19 protein-coding genes are annotated in these 23157 nt (G+C 46.6%); 4 read left to right on the top strand and 15 right to left on the bottom strand.

Annotated elements, in window-relative coordinates; translation table 11 throughout:
• Positions 1–27: 27 nt before the first annotated feature.
• The gene (locus ACFSVM_RS08150; protein ID WP_379261337.1) at positions 28–1980 is read right to left on the bottom strand and encodes an amidase family protein; all 1953 of its coding nucleotides are present in this window, start codon (positions 1978–1980) and stop codon (positions 28–30) included.
• Between the two features lie 166 nt (positions 1981–2146).
• Positions 2147–3004 (bottom strand): aldo/keto reductase, encoded by an 858-nt coding sequence (locus ACFSVM_RS08145; protein ID WP_379261335.1) that lies wholly within the window; start codon positions 3002–3004, stop codon positions 2147–2149.
• Between the two features lie 202 nt (positions 3005–3206).
• On the opposite strand from ACFSVM_RS08145, the gene ACFSVM_RS08140 reads away from it, so the two are divergent.
• Positions 3207–4034: an SPL family radical SAM protein gene (locus ACFSVM_RS08140; protein WP_379261333.1), complete on the top strand. Its 828-nt coding sequence runs from the start codon at positions 3207–3209 to the stop codon at positions 4032–4034.
• A 97-nt stretch (positions 4035–4131) separates the two neighbouring features.
• On the opposite strand, the gene ACFSVM_RS08135 is transcribed toward ACFSVM_RS08140, so the two are convergent.
• Both ACFSVM_RS08135 and ACFSVM_RS08130 read right to left on the bottom strand, forming a co-directional pair.
• Positions 4132–4200 carry a universal stress protein gene (locus ACFSVM_RS08135; RefSeq protein WP_076312482.1) on the bottom strand — a complete coding sequence of 23 codons (69 nt, stop codon included), beginning with the start codon at positions 4198–4200 and terminating at the stop codon, positions 4132–4134.
• A 13-nt stretch (positions 4201–4213) separates the two neighbouring features.
• Positions 4214–5680: a SulP family inorganic anion transporter gene (locus tag ACFSVM_RS08130; protein ID WP_379261331.1), complete on the bottom strand. Its 1467-nt coding sequence runs from the start codon at positions 5678–5680 to the stop codon at positions 4214–4216.
• Between the two features lie 165 nt (positions 5681–5845).
• Between ACFSVM_RS08130 and ACFSVM_RS08125 the strand changes: the two genes are divergently transcribed.
• Both ACFSVM_RS08125 and csaA read left to right on the top strand, forming a co-directional pair.
• Complete coding sequence (locus ACFSVM_RS08125; RefSeq protein ID WP_076310879.1) at positions 5846–6394, top strand: recombinase family protein; 549 nt, start codon at positions 5846–5848, stop codon at positions 6392–6394.
• A gap of 16 nt (positions 6395–6410) precedes the next feature.
• Positions 6411–6740, top strand: coding sequence for a chaperone CsaA (gene csaA / locus ACFSVM_RS08120; protein ID WP_090722583.1), 330 nt, complete (start codon positions 6411–6413; stop codon positions 6738–6740).
• 144 nt (positions 6741–6884) lie between these two features.
• Here the strand turns inward: csaA and ACFSVM_RS08115 are convergent, their stop codons facing one another.
• From ACFSVM_RS08115 to ACFSVM_RS08095, 5 genes are all read right to left on the bottom strand, one after another.
• Positions 6885–8027, bottom strand: coding sequence for a hypothetical protein (locus ACFSVM_RS08115; RefSeq protein WP_379261328.1), 1143 nt, complete (start codon positions 8025–8027; stop codon positions 6885–6887).
• A 15-nt stretch (positions 8028–8042) separates the two neighbouring features.
• Positions 8043–9725, bottom strand: coding sequence for a glycoside hydrolase family 13 protein (locus ACFSVM_RS08110; protein WP_379261326.1), 1683 nt, complete (start codon positions 9723–9725; stop codon positions 8043–8045).
• 205 nt (positions 9726–9930) lie between these two features.
• On the bottom strand, positions 9931–10998 hold the full coding sequence (locus tag ACFSVM_RS08105) for a glycosyltransferase family 4 protein (RefSeq protein WP_379261324.1): 1068 nt from the start codon (positions 10996–10998) through the stop codon (positions 9931–9933).
• A 6-nt stretch (positions 10999–11004) separates the two neighbouring features.
• Entirely contained in the window at positions 11005–12222 is a 1218-nt protein-coding gene (locus ACFSVM_RS08100) for a glycosyltransferase family 2 protein (protein WP_090722589.1), read from the bottom strand.
• A gap of 160 nt (positions 12223–12382) precedes the next feature.
• The gene (locus ACFSVM_RS08095; protein ID WP_047914261.1) at positions 12383–12754 is read right to left on the bottom strand and encodes a hypothetical protein; all 372 of its coding nucleotides are present in this window, start codon (positions 12752–12754) and stop codon (positions 12383–12385) included.
• Positions 12755–12930: 176 nt separating this feature from the next.
• On the opposite strand from ACFSVM_RS08095, the gene ACFSVM_RS08090 reads away from it, so the two are divergent.
• Positions 12931–14175: a sialidase family protein gene (locus tag ACFSVM_RS08090; RefSeq protein WP_379261322.1), complete on the top strand. Its 1245-nt coding sequence runs from the start codon at positions 12931–12933 to the stop codon at positions 14173–14175.
• Positions 14176–14265: 90 nt separating this feature from the next.
• On the opposite strand, the gene ACFSVM_RS08085 is transcribed toward ACFSVM_RS08090, so the two are convergent.
• From ACFSVM_RS08085 to ACFSVM_RS08060, 6 genes are all read right to left on the bottom strand, one after another.
• Positions 14266–14712 (bottom strand): PaaI family thioesterase, encoded by a 447-nt coding sequence (locus ACFSVM_RS08085; RefSeq protein WP_379261320.1) that lies wholly within the window; start codon positions 14710–14712, stop codon positions 14266–14268.
• 62 nt (positions 14713–14774) lie between these two features.
• A complete protein-coding gene (locus ACFSVM_RS08080) occupies positions 14775–16451 on the bottom strand; it encodes a long-chain-fatty-acid--CoA ligase (RefSeq protein WP_379261318.1) in 1677 nt (558 codons plus the stop codon).
• Positions 16452–16535: 84 nt separating this feature from the next.
• On the bottom strand, positions 16536–18326 hold the full coding sequence (locus ACFSVM_RS08075; protein WP_379261316.1) for an acyl-CoA dehydrogenase family protein: 1791 nt from the start codon (positions 18324–18326) through the stop codon (positions 16536–16538).
• 522 nt (positions 18327–18848) lie between these two features.
• A complete protein-coding gene (locus ACFSVM_RS08070; RefSeq protein WP_379261314.1) occupies positions 18849–19046 on the bottom strand; it encodes a hypothetical protein in 198 nt (65 codons plus the stop codon).
• 346 nt (positions 19047–19392) lie between these two features.
• On the bottom strand, positions 19393–20592 hold the full coding sequence (locus ACFSVM_RS08065) for an acetyl-CoA C-acyltransferase (protein ID WP_379261312.1): 1200 nt from the start codon (positions 20590–20592) through the stop codon (positions 19393–19395).
• A gap of 135 nt (positions 20593–20727) precedes the next feature.
• Positions 20728–23154 carry a 3-hydroxyacyl-CoA dehydrogenase/enoyl-CoA hydratase family protein gene (locus ACFSVM_RS08060; protein ID WP_379262928.1) on the bottom strand — a complete coding sequence of 809 codons (2427 nt, stop codon included), beginning with the start codon at positions 23152–23154 and terminating at the stop codon, positions 20728–20730.
• Between the last annotated feature and the right edge of the window lie 3 nt (positions 23155–23157).

Below are 23157 nucleotides of genomic sequence, written 5' to 3'. Positions count from 1 at the left end.
CCGCCGTTCGATAGTGTTAACCGATCTTTATGGAGTTAAGACAGGAGCCGTACGATGCTGGGTGTTCTGTTCGTAGGAGTAGGCAAGCTTGATCAATGTCGGTTCACTGAAAGGTCTTCCGATGAAATCCAACCCAACCGGCATGTTGTCAGACGCTCTGAAGCCAGCCGGAACCGTTATTGTCGGGTAACCTGTAAAGGAGCTGAGCTTAAAGCCATCGCCGATGGTTTGCTCATCCCCGATCTTTGAAATCGGGTTTGCGGAAGTAGGAAAAATAAGAGCATCCAGATTATAATCCGCCATCATCTTAAGTACGGCATCCTGTGCTAATCGGGTACGATGAAGAACAATATCTTTGTATGACTCATCCTCAAGGGATTCCCGATTGTTGCGCTCAATAAGCTGTGTCTTCACCGATTCATCGTATAAGCCGGATTCGATGATCGCTGCAAGATCCTCATATGCCCGTTCTTCTCCCAGCGATTCGAGATAATCATTAAACTGAAATTTGAATTCCCAGCCGCTAAGACTGGCATAACTGTTGATCTGTTTAAAGTTAGGGATCTCAACATGATCAATGAGTACAGCACCTTGGTCTTTCATGTCCTGAATTGCCTCATCCATCACATCATTGATATCTGGATCCGAGCCAAACACTTCACGGACAATACCAATTCTGGCCCCGTTTAATCCTGCTGGGTCCAAATAATGCAGATATGACTCCGGAATGCGGTCCACACTTGCTGCTGTAGTCACATCATCAGGGTCATAGCCTACTGTTGCGTCAAGAATTGCAGCTGCGTCAGCAACGGTTCTAGCAATCGGCCCTCCAGTATCCTGTGTCAATGCTAATGGCATGATTCCGTCTCTACTCGACAAACCAATGGTGGGACGAATTCCGACCAGATTATTAAATGAAGACGGCACTCGAATAGAACCGCCGGTATCACTGCCCATTCCTGCTGCGGCAAAGCTCGCCGCAATCGATGCCCCCGTCCCGCCACTTGAGCCTCCAGGCACTTTGGATACATTATACGGATTCAGCGTCTGACCAGACACCGAGCTTACTGTTGTATATCCAAATGCAAATTCGTGCAAATTGGACTTCGCTAGTATGATTGCCCCGGCTTCTTTCAGCTTCTCTACTTGATATGCATCATCCAATGGAACACTTTCTTTTAATGCTAATGAACCACCCGTAGTTGGCATGTCCGCTGTATCGAAATTATCTTTTAAAATGACAGGTATTCCATGAAGGGCACCTCTTGATCCACTCTTCCCACGCTCGGAATCCAGCTCCTTAGCCAGCTCGTCCGCCTGCTCATTACGGGAAATAATTGAGTTAAGCTTCGGGCCCTGTACATCGTATTTCTCGATACGTTCCAGATACATATCCACCAGCTCTGCGGAGGTAACTCTTCCCGAAGTCATTGCTTTCTGCAAATCCGAGATGGATGCCTCTACGACACTCACCGGCTGTAAATATTGATAGACCCTGAGAGCAACAACTGCTGCATCCCCTTTGGTAAGGGGTTTACCATAACCATATGTATGTTCCGCAATCCCCTTCATCACGCCGGCCGTCGTGATTACACCAATTGAGCTTGCATAAGGACTATTGATCGGAATGTCCTGATACAGCATGTCTTCAACATAAGGCACATCAATTATTTCATCCAGCAAGAGAGCTGCCACTTCTCTCTTGATCTGATCCGAATGCGTAATTTCCGTAATAAGACGCTCAGCGCCGGCTTCCTTGGCCGCCAGATTAATGAGCTCCGCAAACTGTTCGGTACTGATGGACTTGTGTCGTTCAGTTTCCACAGTCCATTCACTCGGAGCCCAATTCAGTTCCATAAATTCAGACCATTCCGTGCTGACAGGTGCTGCAACCGCTCTCTCGCCAGAAAAACCGGCTACTGGAAGCAGCAGCCCTCCAGCCAAGAGCACACTCATAATTTGCATTTTGCTATTTCTCATACTCCATTCCCTCGCCCTCATTCTATTAATGTTATCTAAACTAACATATAATAGAATAAGAGACTTGTAAATAAGGGAATTCGAACATTATTTTAGCTATTCGTACGTAAATCGGATTAAAAAATACAAAAATCGCACTTTCAAACGTAAGGTTTACTCACATTATTTAAATCATTTCCAGAGGCACTTTATGATCGGGCTTCGGAAATGCTATATCCAGCTCGTTGATATCTTCCTCCGTTAGCTCCACCTCATACACAGCAGCATTTTGTTTTACATGCTCCTCCTTAGAGGATTTAGGGATAGCGAGCACTTGACCGTTCCGAATACTCCAAGCAAGCATTAACTGCAGCGGAGTTATATTATGTTTCTCAGCAACTGACATTACAGTCTCATTGCCAATAATTTCACGACGCAGTGTACCTCCCTGTGCAAGCGGAGAATAGGCCATAATTGGGATCTGATGCTCCGCCTGCCATGGCATGAGATCAACCTCAATCCCTCTCGAGCCAAGGTGATACAGTACCTGATTAACCGCACAATTACTGCCTTTAGATACAGATACCAGCTCTTCCATATCTTCTGTATCCAGATTGGAAACGCCCCAACGCGCGATTTTGCCGTCCTGAACAAGCTTCTCCATACCTTCTACTGTTTCGGCCAGCGGTACGTCTCCTCTCCAGTGAAGCAAATACAAATCCAAATGGTCTGTCTTCAGTCTGCGCAGGCTCTGCTCACAGCGGGTAATGATCCGGTTTCGTCCTGCATTATGAGGATATACTTTAGAGACAAGGAATACTTCTTCCCTAATACCATGGATCGCTTCTCCCACAAGTGATTCGGACAAGCCCTCGCCATACATTTCTGCGGTATCAATAACATGCATGCCCAGCTCAACACCAAGGCGAAGTGCAGCAATCTCTTCATTTCGTACGGAAGGATCATCTCCCATGCGCCAGGTTCCTTGTCCAATTGCGGGAAGCACGGTGCCATCTGCCAGCTTAATTGTATTTCTCTTGATCATGATTACATCTCCTTTTTATGCTGTAATATTACATTTAATGAATTAGGTAATTGCTGGATTATCCGGCTACGAATGTTATACCCGAATCTGATATCTCATAATCGAACGATGTTACATTCAGGCGACCAATAAGAATATATGTTCCCATATAGCCTTTCATGTATTATAATAGAATCTGTTCTATCAGAATAGAGGTGTATCTATGTCCAAAAGAGATATTCAGTATTTATATAAAAATCCAAAGTCACTGATGAATAAAGGAACTGGATTCCTGTCTGGCTACACCCATACGTTGAATCCATATACCGGGTGTTCGTTTGGATGCTCGTATTGCTACGTCCGCCGGATGCCTGTCTCTCTATTTCGCGGGTCGGAATGGGGAACTTGGGTAGATGTGAAGCAGGAAGCGTCAACCGTATTCCTTAAGGAATTAAAGCGTGCCACAGCTAAGGGGCCGGTTACGATCTTTATGTCTTCCAGTACAGATCCTTATCAGCCCATCGAATATAAAGAGCAGATTACTCGTTCCCTGCTGAAAGCAATGTGCGAATCTCCTCCGGATTTTATACTGGTACAAACCAGAAGCCCTCTCGTCACTAGGGATATCGATTTATTCACAGCACTGGGTGACAGGGTGCGTGTCAGTATTACGATCGAAACCGATCTGGATGAGGTCAGAAAACATTTTTCTCCCTCTGCTCCTCCTATTGCTGCCCGTATAAAGGCACTGCAGAAATTAACAGAGGCAGGCATTCCGACTCAAGCAGCGATCGCTCCGATTCTGCCAAGCAGTGAGGCTTTTGCCTCCAAGCTTAGTCATGCCACCAACCGCGTTACCATTGATGATTATTTCATGGGAGATGGCAGCAGCGGTAAAAGAACAAGGCAGCTGGGGATGGATGCTTTATATGATGAGATAGACTCATCAGCATGGTATGACTCCGCTGCATATCAAATCGTTCTTTCTCGGATGCGAAGCGTTTTTCCGGAAGATCGGGTATATATTAGTCAAGAGGGCTTTGAGCCTTAAGATATATGCAAGAAGGTCCTGCACTACTGAATATTCAGCAGAGCAGGACCTTCTTATTATTCATCAAGCAAAATATTGTTCGCCCTGTTACTTCACATTACTTCACAACAAGGACAGGACAATGCACATTCTTCACTACTTTATGACTTACACTTCCAAGCACCATAAGAATATCTGTTTTAATGTGTACTCAATTTACCCTTGCTGTCTGTAAATACCGCCAGCTTATCGATCATGCGCTGACTCGCTTCATTTAGTCCGGTCAGTCTGACTTCATTGTTATTCTCTCTGTATTTCAAGATGATTTTATCAATCGCGCCTACAGCAGAATCATCCCAAACATGAGAATTGGAGAAGTCAATGACGATGTCGCGATCTTGTACAGACAGATCAAAGGATTGTTCAAATGTCGTGGTAGAGGCGAAGAATAATTGTCCCTTCACCTTGAACACCTGTTTCTTGACATCCTCCGCTGGCTTGGTCACTTCCAGTTTCGATATCTTCGCCACGAAGAACACCGCGCTTAAGATGACACCAGCAATAACTCCTTTGGAGAGGTCATGGGTGGCAACAACAATAATTACGGTAACCACCATAACGATGGCGTCCGGACGGGGCGCTTTTTTCAAATATTGGAATGAAGACCAATCAAACGTCCCGATACAGACCATGACCATGATTCCAGCAAGAACGGGCATCGGCATTAGGACTACCAGATCACCAAGTACAAGAATCAGAAACATAAGAAACAGCCCTGCCACGAGCGTAGACAAACGGCTGCGTCCGCCTGATTTTACATTAATCATGGACTGACCGATCATGGCGCATCCCGCCATACCGCCGAAGAACGCTGTGACGAAGTTTGCAATCCCTTGCCCCCTAGCTTCACGATTCTTGTCACTCTCTGTATCTGTCATATCATCGACAATGGATGAAGTAAGCAGTGATTCAAGCAACCCGACAATTGCGAGTGCGAGAGAATATGGTAATATAATCTGTAGTGTTTCGATAGAGAACGGCACATCAGGCATCAAAAATGACGGTAAGGTCTGGGTAATGTTCCCCATATCCCCTACGGTCTGAAGATTAAATCCTGTAAATACGGATACAACAGTTAATACGACGATGGCAATCAATGGTGCAGGAATGGCCTTGAAGAATCGAGGCACGACGTATACGATAAGCAGTGTGATACCTAGGAACACATAGGTTGCTCCATTGATGCCCCAGAAATAAGGGACCTGCGCCATAAAGATCAGAATGGCCAGTGAATTGACGAAGCCAATCATGACGGCACGTGGAATAAACTTCATCAGTGTAGCTACTTTGAACACACCTAGCAGGAATTGAATAATACCTGTTAATATGGTAGCTGCAAGCATGTACTCAATCCCGTGCTCCCTCACCAGGGGAGCAAGAACCAAGGCCATGGCCCCTGTCGCTGCTGAGATCATCGCTGGTCTGCCGCCAGCAAAAGCAATGATTACAGCAATACAGAAGGAAGCATACAAACCGACCATAGGGTCCACACCCGCAATCAGTGAGAAGGCAATGGCTTCCGGGATGAGCGCAAGAGCTACAACAATGCCGGACAAAATATCAGCTCTTACATTAAAAAACCATGTTCTCTTGAGATTTTCTAACACTTTCTCTCCACACCTCTTTATCTATTTTTGAGAACCTGACTTTTAAGTCTCATAAAAGTCAAGGCATCATATACATCCAAGTTATCAATACCTTCGTTAGTTTATCATGGATCGTTCCAAAATGGAACCTTTTTGAGACTAGTGAATGTCCAAGGAGTTTAATACATGCTAATCGGATATGTAAGACCTTATCAGGACGATTTACAATGTAACCACCAGCAAGCCGTATTGGCCCAATATGCCTGCGAGCATATCATTGCCGAGGAGCATGGCTCTGCTAAGAAACGAACTGCGTTGTACGGTCTATTAGACAAGCTAGTGCCCGGTGATCATATCGTTGTTGCTAAATTATTTGCACTCGCTGATTCAACGAGGCACCTGGCCGAACTGCTCGATGGGCTGCGCAATAGAGGCTGCTATCTTATTTCCGCAAAAGAAGGGATCAATACAAGTGCTTCTACCGGCTTGGCCTTTCATGAGATGGTGCACCAACTGCTCGATTTTCAAAGTGATGTAATTAGTGAGAAGACTAAAAAAGGATTATATGAAGCAAAGCAGAAGGGGATTAGACCCGGACGCCCCAAAAAACCGGACGAAAACGTCAAAAAAGCGATTGTTATGTATCAAAGCAATCAATATAGTCTGGCACAGATAAAAGACGAAACTGGAATCAGCAAATCTACACTGTATCGATATCTCGATTCCGAAAATTAAACTTGGAGGAAATGGCATGGCCACGATAGATGATTTTGTAAAGCTGGATATTCGTATCGGGACCATTATTAAGGCAGCGGCTTTTCCGGAAGCAAGAAAGCCCGCAATCAAGCTGGAGATCGATTTTGGAGAACTAGGGATCAAGCAGTCTTCTGCACAAATCACGAAACGATATATACCCGATGAATTAATCGGAAGGCAGATTGCAGCAGTAGTAAACTTCCCTCCGCGCCGAATCGCCGGCTATGTATCCGAGGTTCTCGTACTCGGCGGCGTTCCAGAAGAAGGCGATGTCATCTTGCTGAGACCCGATGAAGAAGTGCCTAATGGAACACCGATCGCTTAAAAATTGCAATCTCGAACCGCACAAAGGAGCAGACCTTTGATTTTCAATTAATCAAAAGGTCTGCTCCTCCATTCATTTTACAAATCGGATCGGTCATGAACACTCATCTGCTCCATTCATTAGCCGAGTATAACGAATCACTCGTTAGGCTGCTCCCAGAACCAAGACCTCAGTCCAAGAATGACCTCCGTCTCCCGTTCGATAAATTGCAGGATGCATGAGGCTTGTATCTGCCATCCAGCCTTTATTACGTTCCGTGAAGGAAATGTCACTTTCGTATCCTTGAATAGACGGCAGGTTCGTCCACGTCTTCCCGCCATCGGAAGAGCTTCCCACGCCGATCTTCTCCCCTGCCGGTGAGAACCCAGCGAGATAGGCCGCCCCAGTTACAAGCGATAAATTTCCTGGATGCCCGGCAGGTGCTGCAGGACCGGCATCTGTATACCCTGGTTCGTCGCCAGGCCCGGGTCCGGCTCCTGCTGTATCTTGACCGATCACTTTGACAAAGCTCTGACCGGCATTGCTCGAAGCGTATACGGCGTAGGATTGCTGGGACATACGAGCCCCGCCGTTCAGCCTAACCCATACCTCCTGGCCGTTCACGGCGATTTCACCGCCACTAACTGTCTCCGAGGATACGGAGAGACGTACCTTCCAGTCTGTGCCGCCATTTGTCGTTTGATGCAGCTTATATCCGTATCCCGGATGAACTGCCAGTGCATAACCTTTCTTCGCATCTGTGAATACCGCATATCTTGTATTCGTCGGTGTGGCTATCTTGCTCCAGCTGCTGCCTCCATCGTAGGTATGGTAAGTGTAAGCCTGGGAGTAGCCAAATCCCTCATCCTCCTTAGTGAAATCGATACGCTGCAGATACATGTCCCCCGTTTTTATCTTCGTTAATGACTTACCACCATCATCCGTATGCAGTAGCGCATTCGGTCCGTCACTTGAGGATTTCGCCAGCGCATAACCTACTTTATTATTGATAAAATCAAGCTGAGTGAACTGCCAAGTTCCTGTATAGATGTTCTGCCAGTGATCACCGGCATCGGATGTGCCAATCATATATCCATTACCTGCTGCACGTCCCGTCGTTCCGTTTAAGAACTGAATGTCACTAATATAGAAGGTCTCTCCTCCTGCAGGCTTATTCCCTGTGAGCTCACTCGTATCCTGAGCTGAGACCGAACCCATTGCAGTCATAGATCCTGTCAGCGCTAAAGTTAAAGTTAATTTCGTTAATCTAGCGAATGGAGCTAGTCTTCCGGTTGTTCTGCTTCCCATGATTCATTCTCCCCTTTATGTCAACAGCTTGTATACTCTTGCTTCAAATGGCTTTAATGTGAATTGCTTAGAGATGCCCTTATCCTGAATTTCATAGTTATGAATCAGCAGCTGTGAATCGGAGTACTTAATATTTTCATTAAGCATGAATTCCGCTTCCTGTTCTGAGAAATTTAGCACAACGATGAGCATCTCTTGTTCTAATGATCTTGTATAGGCATAGATCTGTTCGTCCTCCTCATGTAGCAGCTCATAATCACCATACACAATAACAGGATGTTCTTTTCTTAGCTGAATCAGCTTCTGATAATAGTAAAACACCGAATTCGGATCTGACAGTGCCTCTTCAACATTGATTGCTGTATAGTTCGGATTCAGCTGAATCCAGGGTGTACCTGTCGTAAATCCAGCATGTTCACGTTGATTCCAGTGCATCGGTGTTCTTGCATTGTCTCTGCTTCGCTCATAGATTGACTGCATTAACAGATCATGCTGATGCCCGGACTGAGTATACTCGTGGAACATATTTAAGGTTTCAATATCCCTATAATCATCTATCGAAGCAAAATTCACATTCGTCATTCCGATTTCTTCCCCTTGATATATATAAGGTGTCCCTTTCAGCGTATGCAGCAGAGTGCCCAGCAATTTGGCCGATTCTATTCTATATCGATCATCATTTCCGAAACGTGAGACCATTCTCGGCTGATCATGATTGTTCAAATACAGGCTGTTCCAGCCTCGATCCTTCAGCGTTTGCTGCCATTTGTGCATTACCCGCTTAAAATCACTCAGTTTCCATGGAATGATATCCCATTTGCCAAGCGGTCCGTTGCCTACATTCATCAGCTCGAAATGAAATACCATGTTCAATTCGTTGCGATCTTCCGCTACGTAATTAACGGCCTCTTCAGGTGATACATCTAAACATTCACCTACCGTCATAATGTCGTACTTCGAGAGAACTTCCCGATTCATCTCCTGCAAATATTCGTGCACTCTCGGTCCGTTCACAAAATATTCCCCTCCCCAATGATAGGAGGAATCTCCTGTTTCCTCGGCGTCTGGAAACCGCTGATCCTTTGATATCAAATTAATAACATCCATGCGAAATCCATCAATACCTTTGTCCAGCCACCAGGTCATCATCTGGTACACTTCCTTGCGTACCTGCTCGTTCTCCCAATTTAAATCCGGCTGCTTCTTGGAGAATAGATGCAGATAGTACTCATTCGTTTCGGGCTGATGCTGCCAGGCAGAACCGCGAAAATAAGACATCCAATTGCTCGGTTCCTCTCCATTCTTGCCTGGCCGCCATATATAGTAATCTCGATACACATTATCCTTGGACTTCTGTGCTTCTACGAACCAAGCATGCTCATCTGAAGTATGATTGACGACTAGATCCATGATCAGTTTCATTCCACGTTCATGCAGACCCTCGAGCAGCTCCTCCCAATCCTCTAATATCCCGAACTCATCCATAATCTGCTGATAATGCCTTATATCGTAGCCGTTATCATCATTCGGAGAGTCATAGACAGGGCACAGCCATACGACATCTGCGCCAAGTTTTTTTAAGTAATCCAGCTTCGAGATGATTCCTTGAAGATCACCGATACCGTCTCCGTTGTTATCCATGAAGCTGCGTGGGTAAATTTGGTATACGACACTTTCTTTCCACCATTGCTTTTTCATAACTGTTGATGTGCACTTCCCTTCTCTGCTGACTTTAACTAGCTTTAAATATTAATTACTTTCTTATATAGTTATTTAACCAATATACTTCATTACTTATTTCCATTTTTCTAGCTTGTCCAATCTAGATCTTGAACATTAGGAAGTAAAGACAAAAAAAGAAGGGAGCAGTCTCCCATCTCTACTCATGATTTAGTTCGAAAAATTATCTTGTGATCCTAGATAACATGGACTCAAATTGATCGCAGTATATAGAAGTGGAAAATTCGCTCTTAATATGCTGCTCAGCAGCCGAAATAATCTGATTCCTTAAGCCTCGGTTTCGCATTAAGGTGAGAGATTCACCTACCGCATGCTTGATATCTCCGAGGTTATAATATTTGCCGGTTACATTATGCTTAATAAACCGCTTTACTCCATCCGAGTCGGTAGATAGTACCGGGCATCTGCATAGCATTGCTTCTGCTACAGCGTAGCCAAAGCCCTCTTTAATCGAGGTCGAGCACAAGAATCCTCCTGAATCTCCAATGATTGATAAATAGTCCGCCATTTGCTCATGAGGAATATTCGAGTATCGAATCAATCGCTCAGACAAATTTAGTGTACGTACACTAAATTCGAAATAATCTTTCTGCGAGGGATCGGATAGTGTATCATCATCGAACATCCATAAATACAGATCGGGAATCTGCTTACGCAGCTCAAAAACGATCCTTAAGTATTCGCTCCAATTCTTGTTCTGTTCGATACGGCCGATCCAGCCTATAATCGGATAGGGTTTAGGGGGATAGGACACATATCCAAAGTGCTCCGTATCCAGAGGATCATCAAAACAGAACTGCGGGATGGCAGGGAAGATTTGCTCAAACCACTGCTTTAAATGTGAAGTTCGGGGATATAACAATGCGTCTGCATATTCTCGAATTCCTGAATCGAACACCTTCAGCAGCTCAAGGGCAGTGTCTGTCGTACCCAGTCCTTGAATCTCAAAGACCGCTTTGCCACGAAAGCCCATTTCCTTTACCTTTTGAAGCAGATGAATGTCTGTACAAACGACGATGATGTCATAATCCTCTGATTCAATGATACGCTTGATTTCCTCGTTATCATTAGTTACGAACGTTTTAATCCCTTTTATATTTTTACGTCCTTCACCATCAACCGCATATAATAGATGACATTCATACCCGCGAGCCATAAGTGCCTTGCTTCTTATCCGATTTAGCGTCTCCATACCACCGCTCGGATTAAAAAAAGTAAATAGTATTTTCATCCTCCACTACCACGCATTCATATATTTAAATTTTATGGCCTGAACAAGCTGCTCAGTTTTAAACAATTCGTTATAATAATCAAGCTTCTGCGGCAAATAGGGTGCGAACCGATAACCGATCTGTGAATGATCTGGTGTGTAATAATTAGACATTGCGCTTGGCTCGGCCTTCGATAATTCGATTAGCAAGGTTTCCATTTCCACCACGTCTGTTGTACATACATTGTTTAGAATCATCGTGTAAGGGGTTTGAATCATCTGAACCGCAATGAGACTGGCTACAAGTTCATTTACTGTGGGATACCACTTGAAATCCGTTATGGGATGGGGGACTTTGGACAACAGTGCTTGAGCACTCTGATCTGTGGTCAGATCCAGCACATAGCAATAGTAATTACTAAAGCTTTGCTCATATAGATTCTCCAATCTCATAAGAGCTGCTTCATCTGCGATACTTATGGGGAACAACACCGTGACTTGAGGCTTCATTTTTCTTCTTGATCGAGCCAGATGACGTGCCAAATGATACGTATATCTCCATCTTCGATGCTGCTCACTTGATTTGAGTGTCGCCGACACGCTATAGGTCGAATTCACTCTGTAATCCATCAGCTCGACCGGGATATATCGAATCTCGCAATTCTCCGTCAAACGGAGCCAATAATCATAATCCTCTACAGGTACAAGATGATAACCATCAATCATTTTGGCATACTTGGACTTATACATAAACGAAACACCGATAATCGATGAATCCAGCAGCCTCTCCTTGGGTCTGCTCTGGTATTTGCGTAGTGCAGCCAGCTGATGCTCATTATGAAGACGGCTTCCGTTATTATCAATAGACTGAAAGGAGCTGTATACCAAACCTAACTCATCAGATCCCTTCTTCAGCTCTCTGCGCAGCATCTCCAGATAATAGGGATAATACACGTTGTCACTTGATACCCACGTCAGATATTCTATATGTTCATCCAAGAACAAATGCTGGAATCCGGTATTCAGTGCATGCGCAACACCTTGATTATTAGGATAAGCTACGATTTTAACTCGCTGATCTCCATTCACTATGCTCTTGACCAGCGGTTCCATCTCAGGAGCACCATCAATTACAATCACCATCTTGAATTTGCTAAAAGATTGGTTTAACACGGACTCCAGTGCTGCTTGGAGAAATTCGGGCTTCTGTACATATACAGGCATGACCACACCTAAATCAATCAAACCCAATCACCTCTTCCGCACATTTGGTATAGTGTATGAATCGTTGGACAAATGGATTGTGCGGATACCCTCATTCCCACAACTCGATCAAACCCGAAGAACCCATTGTTATAAAACAATGGGCAGATAAAATGTTCTATAAAATGAAACTTTGGCTATATTAAATGGACAATGCAGAAATAGGAGTCAGTTCGGATTGAAGCACACCTTGCTCTGTAACAAGATTACCAAATTCATCTAAACCAAAAGTAGATATTGCCGCTTCTGTAAGGGTCGTGTCAATATTGTACTGCACTTCATAAGCCACATTTCCAGCAATATTAAATGAGCGAATGTCTGCGTTATCTGGAGCGATCGAATAACTGGAGACATATAACGGAGTAAGTGTCAAAGTGGTTATTGGAACGACGTAGACCACTACGATGATACTGGCAACAGAGTTCCCCACATTTCGAACACTAACTACCGCATTCGTAGCAGCTGTACCAAAAGCTCTTGTGTTTGTAATAAGTCCAGTAGTATACACGGGCATACCTTTCTCCTCCTTTCATCTTACACTATCATTTATATTCAGCAGATTCAGAGAGTTATAGACTAACACCTTTACATGTGCGGATTTATGACAAAAACGGGTGTTGTCCCAATCAGTACCGATGCTGTGTATATAGAATAAGAATAGATAAGACGAATGAAAGGAGGAGATTGCCGTTGACCAATTTTAATTTTCAAGTGACTCCAGTTGGTAATCCCAAGTTCGAACCTAGTGTCGCCGTGAATTATCTAATCCCCGGCATCATGGTCGCTACCGCAGTGGATACAACAACAGGAGTCCCGATCATTGGGGTATACCGATCCTTGAACGGTGGATTTTCTTGGTCCAATGCCCTCTTACCCCTTCCTCCAGGGTTCACAGGAGCAGAAGCTTCTGCGGTTGCTTATGCCTTTCCAAATACTTTTGTCATTACTGCCCATGCTTTTCCTGGCGCGTCTGACGGGACAGCGATCATTTATATATCTACCGACAATGGGGCAACATTCAGCGCACCGAGAATAGTAAATCAGGGATATGGTACTTATATAAATAATGATGAGACGAATGTCATATGCGATACGGCTCAGTCCAGTCCTTATCTAGGAAATATCTATGTGACCTACAATCACCAGTTTAATGTAGCGAATGCAGGGAACTCCACAGCCTTCTTCAGCAGATCAACCGATGGTGGTATTACGTGGCAGACACCTGTACTTCTATCTAGTGAAGCGGATCAAGTCGAACGTCCGGAGGTAGCTGTAGGTCTAACCGGAACCGTGTACGGAGCCTGGATAACGACTGATCCGACAGGACGTTTTGTTGTTCGCCGTTCCTTTGATGGAGGAGTAACCTTTGAGCCTCCAGTTCTCGTCTCCACCATTTCCCTCGTTCCTACCGTACTTCCCGTTCCCGGATACGGTTTTCGTGTCCTTACCTTTGCCAGCATTTCCACTGATCGCTCTATAGGTCCGAATACAGAGGCCGTTTATGCTGTATGGCAGGATTTTCGACTGGGGTACTCGGATATATTTATGTCCAAATCTACAGACCTCGGAGGAACCTGGTCTGCACCCGTAAGTATTACCGGCGCGCCAGCTGGTTCACAGAACTTCTTCCCTTCTGTTGATGTCGATCCACTTACCGGAGTCGTTAACATCATTTATTATAGCAATCAGATCAATGGGTTCAATCTTGATGTATATGTTGCCCGCTCCATCAATGGAGGTCAGACCTTTACTAACACACGGATCACCAATGTCTCATTTAATCCAAACGGTTCAAGTCCCACCCCAGTTCCGCTGATTGGTGATTACATTGATATTATCAGTGTTCCTCCAGGGGGTTACATTGGTGTCTGGACAGATACCAGTACCGGAGCTCAAACTATCTTTGCAGGATATTCGGATATTGTCATTACTTGAATCCATATACACCTGGTTTATTCGAACAAAAATAGATCATTCGTCAAAGAACGAATGATCTATTTTAACGCCTGCATGCCTCTAACACTGCTATTTGAGTCTAAAGGATGCCGTACTGAGTGCAATCAGCTCTCCACGAGGATTCGTAATTCTCGATTCCGCCGTAATGGATCGGCCCGTTTCATGAACAATTTTACCGGTAACTTTAAGATACTCCTGCTTCGCAGGCATCACAAAATGTACATTCAGATTGCTGGTAACACTGGAACGATGAGGATACTTCAGCATTACGGCAACACCCATTGTATTGTCCAATAACGAAGATAGAACACCGCCATGTACGATTCCCATGAGGTTCAAATGATGTGGAAGCGGATCAAGCGACACGACGACTTCATCATTTCCCGCCTGCTCCAATTTACATCCTAAATAACCCCAAAATGTGGATTCAGCTGCTCTTGTAATCGCCTCAAGGTACTCTCGTTGTTCATCTGTCTGGCTGTGAGCATCTTCTTGCTCACGATCGATCCTGACCACTGCGCTCCCTCCCTTCTATATTCACATATTTATCTTGGGCTGAAGGGACAATCGACATTAAATTACGCTGTCGGCTGCTCCTCTTCCTCCTCCAGTAATTTCCGCCTTAGTACTTTACCGACCATAGTTTTGGGCAAAGAGTCCCTAAATACATATTGTCTAGGGACTTTGTACGCTGCCAATTGACTGCGGCAGAACTGTTCGAGTGAAGCTGGATCCGGCTCTGCACCATCCTTAAGCACAATATAGGCCTTCACAGACTCCCCGCGATAGCTGTCCTTCATCCCAACAACGACGGCTTCCTTCACAGATGGGTGCTCATATAGCACCTCTTCAATCTCTCTAGGATAAATGTTGAATCCGCTTGCAATAATCATATCCTTTTTACGGTCAATAATCGTAAAGTATCCCTCTTCATCCATCGTAGCCATATCGCCTGTAAAGAGCCATCCATTGCGGATCGTTTCAAAAGTTTCTTCCGGTCTTCCCCAATATCCCTTCATCACTTGAGGACCTTTGACAATCAGCTCACCCGGCTCTCCGACAGGCATTTCCTCCCCTGTTTCAGGATGAATCACTCTTGCGTCAGTGTCTGGAAAAGGGATGCCAATGGTGCCGATCTTGCGTTTGCCCCATATTGGATTGGCATGAGTTACGGGAGAAGCCTCCGTGAGTCCATACCCTTCGATAAGCCGTCCTTTCGTCATTTCCTCGAATGTATCCTGAACCTCTACAGGAAGCGCAGCCGATCCGCTGATACAAGCATTAATAGACGATAAATCATATTCCTTGATTCTGGGATGATTGATCAGTGCAATATACATGGTTGGAGCTCCCGGAAATAGTGTCGGCTTCTTCTTGCGGATCAGGTTCAAGATCATATTCACTTCAAATTTAGGTACTAGGATCATCAGCCCGGCTCTGTATATGGCCTGATTTAATACACATGTCAGCCCAAAGACATGAAAACAGGGCAGTGCCGCTAAATAACGTTCCTTACCATCCTCCACCTGGTGACACCAGTTTCCCGACTGGATTGTATTGGCAATCAGGTTCATATGCGTGAGCATTACACCCTTTGGAACGCCAGTTGTACCACCCGTATATTGGAGCTGTGCCAATTCTTCCTTGGCATCGACGGACTCCAATATGGGATCGGCAGCGGCGCTGTTGATCAGTTTGGTGAAGGAATGGACTTGGTTATTGTAAGAAACTACAGGTAAAGGTCCCTCTTTTTTGGCCTTGATCGGATACAGCCACTTCTTAATTAGAGGCAGATAGTCTTTAACACCTGTAACGATCGTGTGCTTGATCTCCGTTTCCTGTACAGTGTTCTCAACCCGGGAATAGAAGGTATCCAGTGTAATGATGATTTTCGCTCCCGAGTCCTTCATCTGGTGGGCCAGCTCACGTTCCATGTACAAAGGATTGGTCATCACCGCTACGCCTCCAAGCAGCAGCGTACCATAATACGCGATGACTACCTGTGGACAATTAGGCAGCATTATGGCTACCCGGTCCCCTTTCTTCACGCCTAAACCGCGCAGCACATTTGCCATCTGGTATGACAGCATCAGCAGCTTCTTATAGCTAATCGACTTGCCCATAAAATACATTGCCGGCCGATGGGGGAACTTCTGTGCTGATGTGACAAGAAACGCAGCCAAGTTCTGATTCGGATATTCACACGTCGGGGCCACTTCGGCCTCATAAAACGGCAGCCAGGGCTTATCGTTCATGATAATCATCCCTTTCATTCTCTTTTATCGAGAATGCTTCCTCGCTGACCTACTCCTCATCCAATACCATCTGATCTCTTCAGATTAAACTGTATAACGCTCATTATGGATAACGCGGGCAGCGATACTGCGTTTGTACTGATTTGTGTTGACCGGATTGCTTCTCGTCAGTTTTTTGAGCACGGATAATTGCATGCGCAGCATATCGCCCGACTCTATTGTCGTCAGCAGCTCTTTTGCCACAGATTCTACTCTGAGGAATGCTTCATAAGCAAACACTTTTGTCATTTCAATCATATTTAGTGCTTTCTCTTCAGAGGTTCTAGATGCTTGTTTGTTCGCACGGGCGAGCACACTCTCGAGTGCAAAAATATCAATCATCATATCGGCAAGACCTGCGAGCACTTCCTGCTCCTTCTCGAGCTTCGTCCCGTATTTCTGCACGGCAAGACCGCCAACCAGCAGGAAAATCTTCTTACTCATCTCCAGGAAATGCCCTTCCTGCTCTAAAACACCTTCAAACGTTTGATTCGGCAGAATCTGCAGGATTTCGTTTTGAAGGGCCTGTGCCTTTTGGAGGAGTGCTAATTCCCCCTTCAGCGCCTTCTTCACCAGTGTGCCTGGAATCAAAAGTCGATTGATCTCATTCGTCCCTTCAAAAATCCGGTTAATCCGCGAATCGCGGTACAGCCGCTCAATTTTATATTCTTGGATATAGCCGTAACCGCCGTGAATTTGTACACCTTCATCCGCAATGACGTCCAGATTCTCGGAAGAAAACACCTTATTGATCGAGCATTCAATGGCATAATCGGAGATTGCCGCGGCAGCCAGTGTTCCTGCATCATCTGCTGTATAGTCAATATCCTGCATTGCCTCATCCAGCAGGCCAGCCGTGCGATATACCATACTCTCCACTGCAAATGTTCGAATATTCATCTCTGCCAGCTTCTTGCGGATCAGCGGGAAATTGGAGATCGGTGTCTCAAACTGTTTCCGTGTGTTGGCATATCTCGTACTGAGCTCAACCGCTTCCTTGGCCGCTCCCACGGAGCCTGCCGCCAGTTTGTATCTGCCAATGTTCAGGATGTTAAATGCAATTCGGTGACCTTTGCCAATCTCACCTAGCAGATTCTCCTTCGGTACTTTGACATCCTCGAAGTATAGCGGGCGTGTAGATGAGCCTTTGATTCCCATCTTCTTCTCTTCCGGTCCAAGTGTAAAGCCTTCCATTTCTTTCTCGACAATAAACGCAGTAAAGTGCTCCCCATCGATCTTGGCATACACAATAAAAATATCTGCGAATCCCGCGTTTGTAATGTAGAGCTTAGATCCATTCAGAATGTAGTGCTCACCGTCGTCCGATAACACAGCGGTCGTCTTTGCGCTCATTGCATCCGAGCCTGAGGTCGGTTCCGTTAAACAATAGGCGGCAATTTGGGTCCCTGAGGCAAGATCGGGCAAGTACTTTTCCTTCTGTTCCCGTGTACCGAAGAATACGATCGGCAGTGTTCCAATCCCAACGTGAGCACCGAAGGACAAGGCAAAGGAGGAGCCCTTCGCCAGCGATTCACTGATAATCGTCGAGCTCACTTTATCTAGTCCAATTCCGCCGAATTCTTCCGGCACATCTGCTCCAAGCAGTCCAAGATCACCCGCCTTTCGAAGCAGCTCTACGGTGAGGTCATAGTTCAGCTTCTCGATCTCCTCATCTCTTGTCACCACTTCACCGTCTATAAAATCGCGAACAGTCTCTGCAATCATTCGATGCTCCTCGGTAAAATCCTCAGGCGTCAGGATACGGTCAAGATCAGCCTTTTCAATGACAAAGCTTCCACCTTTGATCTTCGGTTCTTTGGTTTGGTTGTCGCTCATGAGTTTGGGCTCCTTTCGGGAATGGGGATGGTTGATTGATGAAGAATGTTCATGTGCATGTATTTGAGTGGCTCGATGATGTTGCTGTGAGTGCAGCTGTGGGTGATTCGATGATGCTGTGGGTGATTCGATGATGCTGTGGGTGATTCGATGATGCTGTGTGTGCTTCGATGATGCTGTGTGTGCTTCGATGATGCTGTGTGTGCAGCTGTGGGCGCTTCGATGGCGAATCGGGTTCCGAGCCTTCTTGCCCTTGGATTCTTCTGATTTCACCTTTATGGTGAGAATCCAAGGGCAAATACGCACGCTTCGCTTCTTCACTCCGATTTCGCCCTCTCCGCTTGTCGCTGCACTCCTTGCATGAAAAGCAATTCTTCCTCTCTCAACCTGTGGGGTGAGAGGGGGGACGGGCTTCCATTCTTCTTCTTATGGAAGTCGTCTGATTTTCTTATGTGAGTGATTCAATGATGAAATGAATCTGCTGGGCGCTTCGATGATGATGTGAGTGCAGCTGTGGGCGCTTCAATGGCGAATCGAGGCCCGAGCCTTCTTGTCCTTGGATTCTTCTGATTCCATCTTAATGGTGAGAATCCAAGGACAAATACGCACGCTTCGCTTCTTCACTCCGATTTCGCCCTCTCCGCTTGTCGCTGCACTCCTTGCTTGAAGGGCAATTCTTCCTCTCTCAACCTGTGGGGTGAGAGGGGGGACGGCTTCCATTTCTTCGTCTTATGGAAGTCGTCTGATTCTTGGTGTGAGTGATTCAATGATGAAATGAGTGCGCTAGGTGATTCGTTGATGCTGTGTGTGCAACTATGAGTGCAGCTGTGGGCGCTCGATGGCGAATCGAGGTCCGAGCCTTCTTGCCCTTGGATTCTTCGGATTCCACCTTAATGGTGAGAATCCAAGGGCAACTACGCACGCTTCGCTTCTTCACTCCGATTTCGCCCTCTCCGCTTGTGGCTGCACTCCTTGCTTGAAGGGCAATTCCTCCTCTCTCAACCTTGTGGGGTGAGAGGGGGAGACGGGCTTCCATTCTTCGTCTTATGGAAGCGCCGAGTACAAGCTAGGCTGTTCCAGCGCTTTGTGCGTGCACCTCGAACACCCCCGCTGCACCCATCCCTCCGCCAATGCACATGCTCACCACCCCATATCCTCCACCACGGCGCGCTAGTTCGGATACCAGGCTCACGGTAAGCTTCGCGCCCGTACAGCCGAGCGGATGACCAAGTGCAATAGCACCACCGTTCACGTTAACCTTCTCTTCGTCAAGGTTAAGAGCACGGATGATGTGCAGGCACTGGGAAGCGAATGCTTCGTTAATTTCAAACAGCCCCACTTGTTCCAGCTCAATCCCCGCCATTCTCAGCGCTTTCGGTATCGCTTCGACAGGTCCTACCCCCATGATTTCCGGCTCCACACCTGCCAAGGCAAACGAGCGGAAGGTAGCCAGGGGCTTAAGCCCAAGCTCCTCTGCTTTTTCCCTGCTCATTACAGCGACAGCTGCTGCCCCATCGCTGGTTTGAGATGCATTGCCTGCCGTAACGGTGCCTTTTACCGAAAATGCAGGTCTCAAACGGGCTAGCCCCTCTGCTGAGGTATCTGCACGCACCCCTTCATCGGTATCAAAAGTGAATTGACGGTTCCTGATCCGCCCGTTGTCATCAATGGTCGTATGGGTAACCTCGACAGGCACAATTTCAGCCTTGAATCGGCCGGCAGCGATTGCCGCATGGGCTTTACGGTGACTGTTCACGGCATAGGCATCCTGTGACTCTCGGTTCACCCCGAACCTGCGGGCAACCTCCTCAGCGGTGTGTCCCATTCCCATATATACTTCCGGCATCTCCTCCACAATTCGGTAATGTGGAGCAGGCTTGAAGCCGGTCATGGGAACATGGCTCATGCTCTCCACGCCGCCCGCAACAATGACTTCAGCAGAACCGAGCATTATTCGTTCCGCCGCAAATGCAATCGCTTGCAGTCCGGAGGAGCAGAACCGATTGATCGTCAGTGCGGGAACGGTAACAGGAAAGCCGGAATACAAGGAAATGATGCGTGCAACATTCAACCCCTGCTCTCCTTCCGGCATTGCACAGCCGAGGATAATATCCTCGACATCTTCCTTTTTCAGCCCTGGCGCGCGTGCAATAACAGCTTCAAGCACAGCTTTGCCCAAATCCTCTACTCGTGTATCCGCCAGGCTACCTTTCTTGGCCTTGCCTACAGCGGTTCGGGCAAGTGACACAATGACTGCTTCTCTCAAACTAATCACCTCAACCTTTAATTGATATAAGTGAATCCGTTTCATAAGACTGCTGAAATGGATCCGGATAATGATGATTTTAAGGGATGTATTTAGTAAGCTCTGCCGTCTAATGCAAGTGATGTAATGTGACCGCTAATTGCGAAGAGGCTTACCCTTGGCAAGCATGTGCTGCATGCGCTGCTGGGTTTTCACTTCACCTAGCAGGCTCAAGAAGGCCTCCCGTTCAAGGTCCAATAAATACTGTTCTGAGACAAGGGTACCTGCCGGGACATCTCCCCCTGCCAGAATATGAGCAAGCTTCTTCGCAATGAGGTAATCATGCTCGCTAATATATCCGCTCTGCTTCATACCCAGCGCCCCCAGCTGAAGCACCGCACGTCCGTCACGCCCTGCAACTCTTGCTTTACCGGCAGGAGCTGGTGTATATCCTTCACGATCCAATTCAAGCACGGCCTGCTTGGCTTCATAGATGCGATAATCCTGATTCATCACGACTCGATCCTGGGAGCGGCCATATCCCATATGCAGTGCTTCATGCCCACTGGATGAGGTTTTGGCAAGTGCAATCATTTCAAAGATGCGGTTAAGCTCTGGCTGAAGGTCATCCTGCTGATCCGGAAAGCGATCGCTCGTCATCCGCACCAGCTCTTTGCAGCCTCCTCCGGCTGGAATCAGGCCTACTCCCGTTTCCACCAAACCAAAATAGGTTTCTGCCGAGAAGATAATTCGATCTGCGGGTAGACAGGCTTCAACGCCTCCTCCAAGTGTCATCCGATGTGGGGCAGCTGCAACCGGTTTAGCTAATTGCTTGAGCTTCATCATACTGCCCTGGAACAATCGGATAATGTCATCCACCTCATCCCAATCTCCGCTTTGAGCTTCCATGAGCATCAGCATGAGATTCGCGCCGACACAGAAGTTTCGGCCTTCATTGGCAAGAACGAGCCCTCTATAATTAGCTTCGACTTCTTCGGCTGCCTGCTGAATCATGACCAGGATGTCGGCGCCAATGGCATTGTTTGGAGAGGTGAATTCCAGAAGGGCAACATCATCTCCAATATCAATCAGATTTGCGCCTGTGTTTGAACGAATGATTTTGTTCTGAGCTTTAAGTGCTGCTAAGGATATAATCTCAGGACGATTTTCTACCGCTTTGTACTCCCCTTTAAAATATTGGAATACGTCTCCTTCCTTCTGCTGATAAAAGGAATTGTTCCCTGCAGCGATCCAGCTCTTCACCCATGCAGGCACGATCAGACCTTCTGCTTCCATGCGATCAACCGATGCAGGCAGACCAATCAGATCCCAGGTCTCAAACGGGCCCAGCTCCCAGTTGAATCCCCATTTCATCGCATGATCGATATCCTGGATGGAATCCGCGATTTCCCCCAGCTTCTCTGCGGAGTAAATCAGCACTTGCTTAAGCACATTCCATGCCAGCTCTGAATATCGGTCCTTTGTGTTCAGAAAAGCCCTGATCTTCTTCCTTGCCCCTTTGACTGTCTTCGCAGCTTCAATCGACGCTGAGCTGATCTTGGCGCTTGGACTGTACTCCATGTTAGCTAGACTCAGCGATAGAATCTGACTGCCGTGATCTCCTTTCACTTTTTTGTAGAACCCCTGACCGCTCTTCTCTCCAATCCAGCCTCTTGTTAACAGCTCCTGCAGCGCGGGAGGCACTTCAAATACATCCCTCTCCGCTCCATCCGGCACGGAATCATACACATTCTGAGCCACATGAATAAACGTATCGATCCCCACCAAATCGAGCGTACGGAACGTTGCACTCTTGGGCCTGCCGAGTACTGGGCCTGTTGCGGCGTCCACTTCCTCTACCGAGTATCCGTTTTCCGCCATTTCTCTCAATGTGACGAGCAGTCCATAAGTGCCAATACGGTTTGAGATAAAATTAGGAGTATCCTTGGCAATGACAACGCCCTTGCCCAGCCTTTTCTCACAAAATTCTTTCATGAAGGATGTGATCTCAGGATCGGTGTCGAACCCTGGGATAATCTCCAGCAGCTTCATATGCCGTGGTGGATTAAAAAAGTGTGTTCCTAGAAAATGACGCCGAAACTCCTCACTGCAATCCTCCACCATGGCATTGACCGATATGCCGGACGTGTTCGTGCTGACAATGCTTCCTTTTGCACGGACCGCTTCAATCTGCTTCATGATAGACTTCTTAATTTCCAGCTTTTCGGTGACGACTTCAATAATCCAGTCAACTTGTTTCAGTAGATGCAAATGATCCTCTATATTGCCAGGTGTTATCCGTTCTGCAAAATGAGGAGCATAAAGTGGAGCCGTGCTTGACTTAGGAAGCGCAGCAATGGCCCGATTGGCGAATCGGTTACGTACCGCAGGATCTTCCAGCGATAGCCCTGCCTGCTCTTCTTCTGGTGTTAATTGAGCCGGTACAATATCCAGCAGCAGACAAGACAGTCCCGCGTTGGCCAGATGTGCAGCAATTCCTGCACCCATGACCCCGGAGCCGATTACGGCAGCTTTGGATAAGGTCCTCTTCGTAATTGCAGATGGATGAGTTGGGGTTAACATTTG

This window comes from Paenibacillus shunpengii (genome assembly GCF_042684905.1).
GTDB lineage: Bacteria > Bacillota > Bacilli > Paenibacillales > Paenibacillaceae > Paenibacillus > Paenibacillus shunpengii.
The sequence above is the reverse complement of the archived record's forward strand: the minus strand, read 5'-3'. Positions and strand labels throughout refer to the sequence as shown.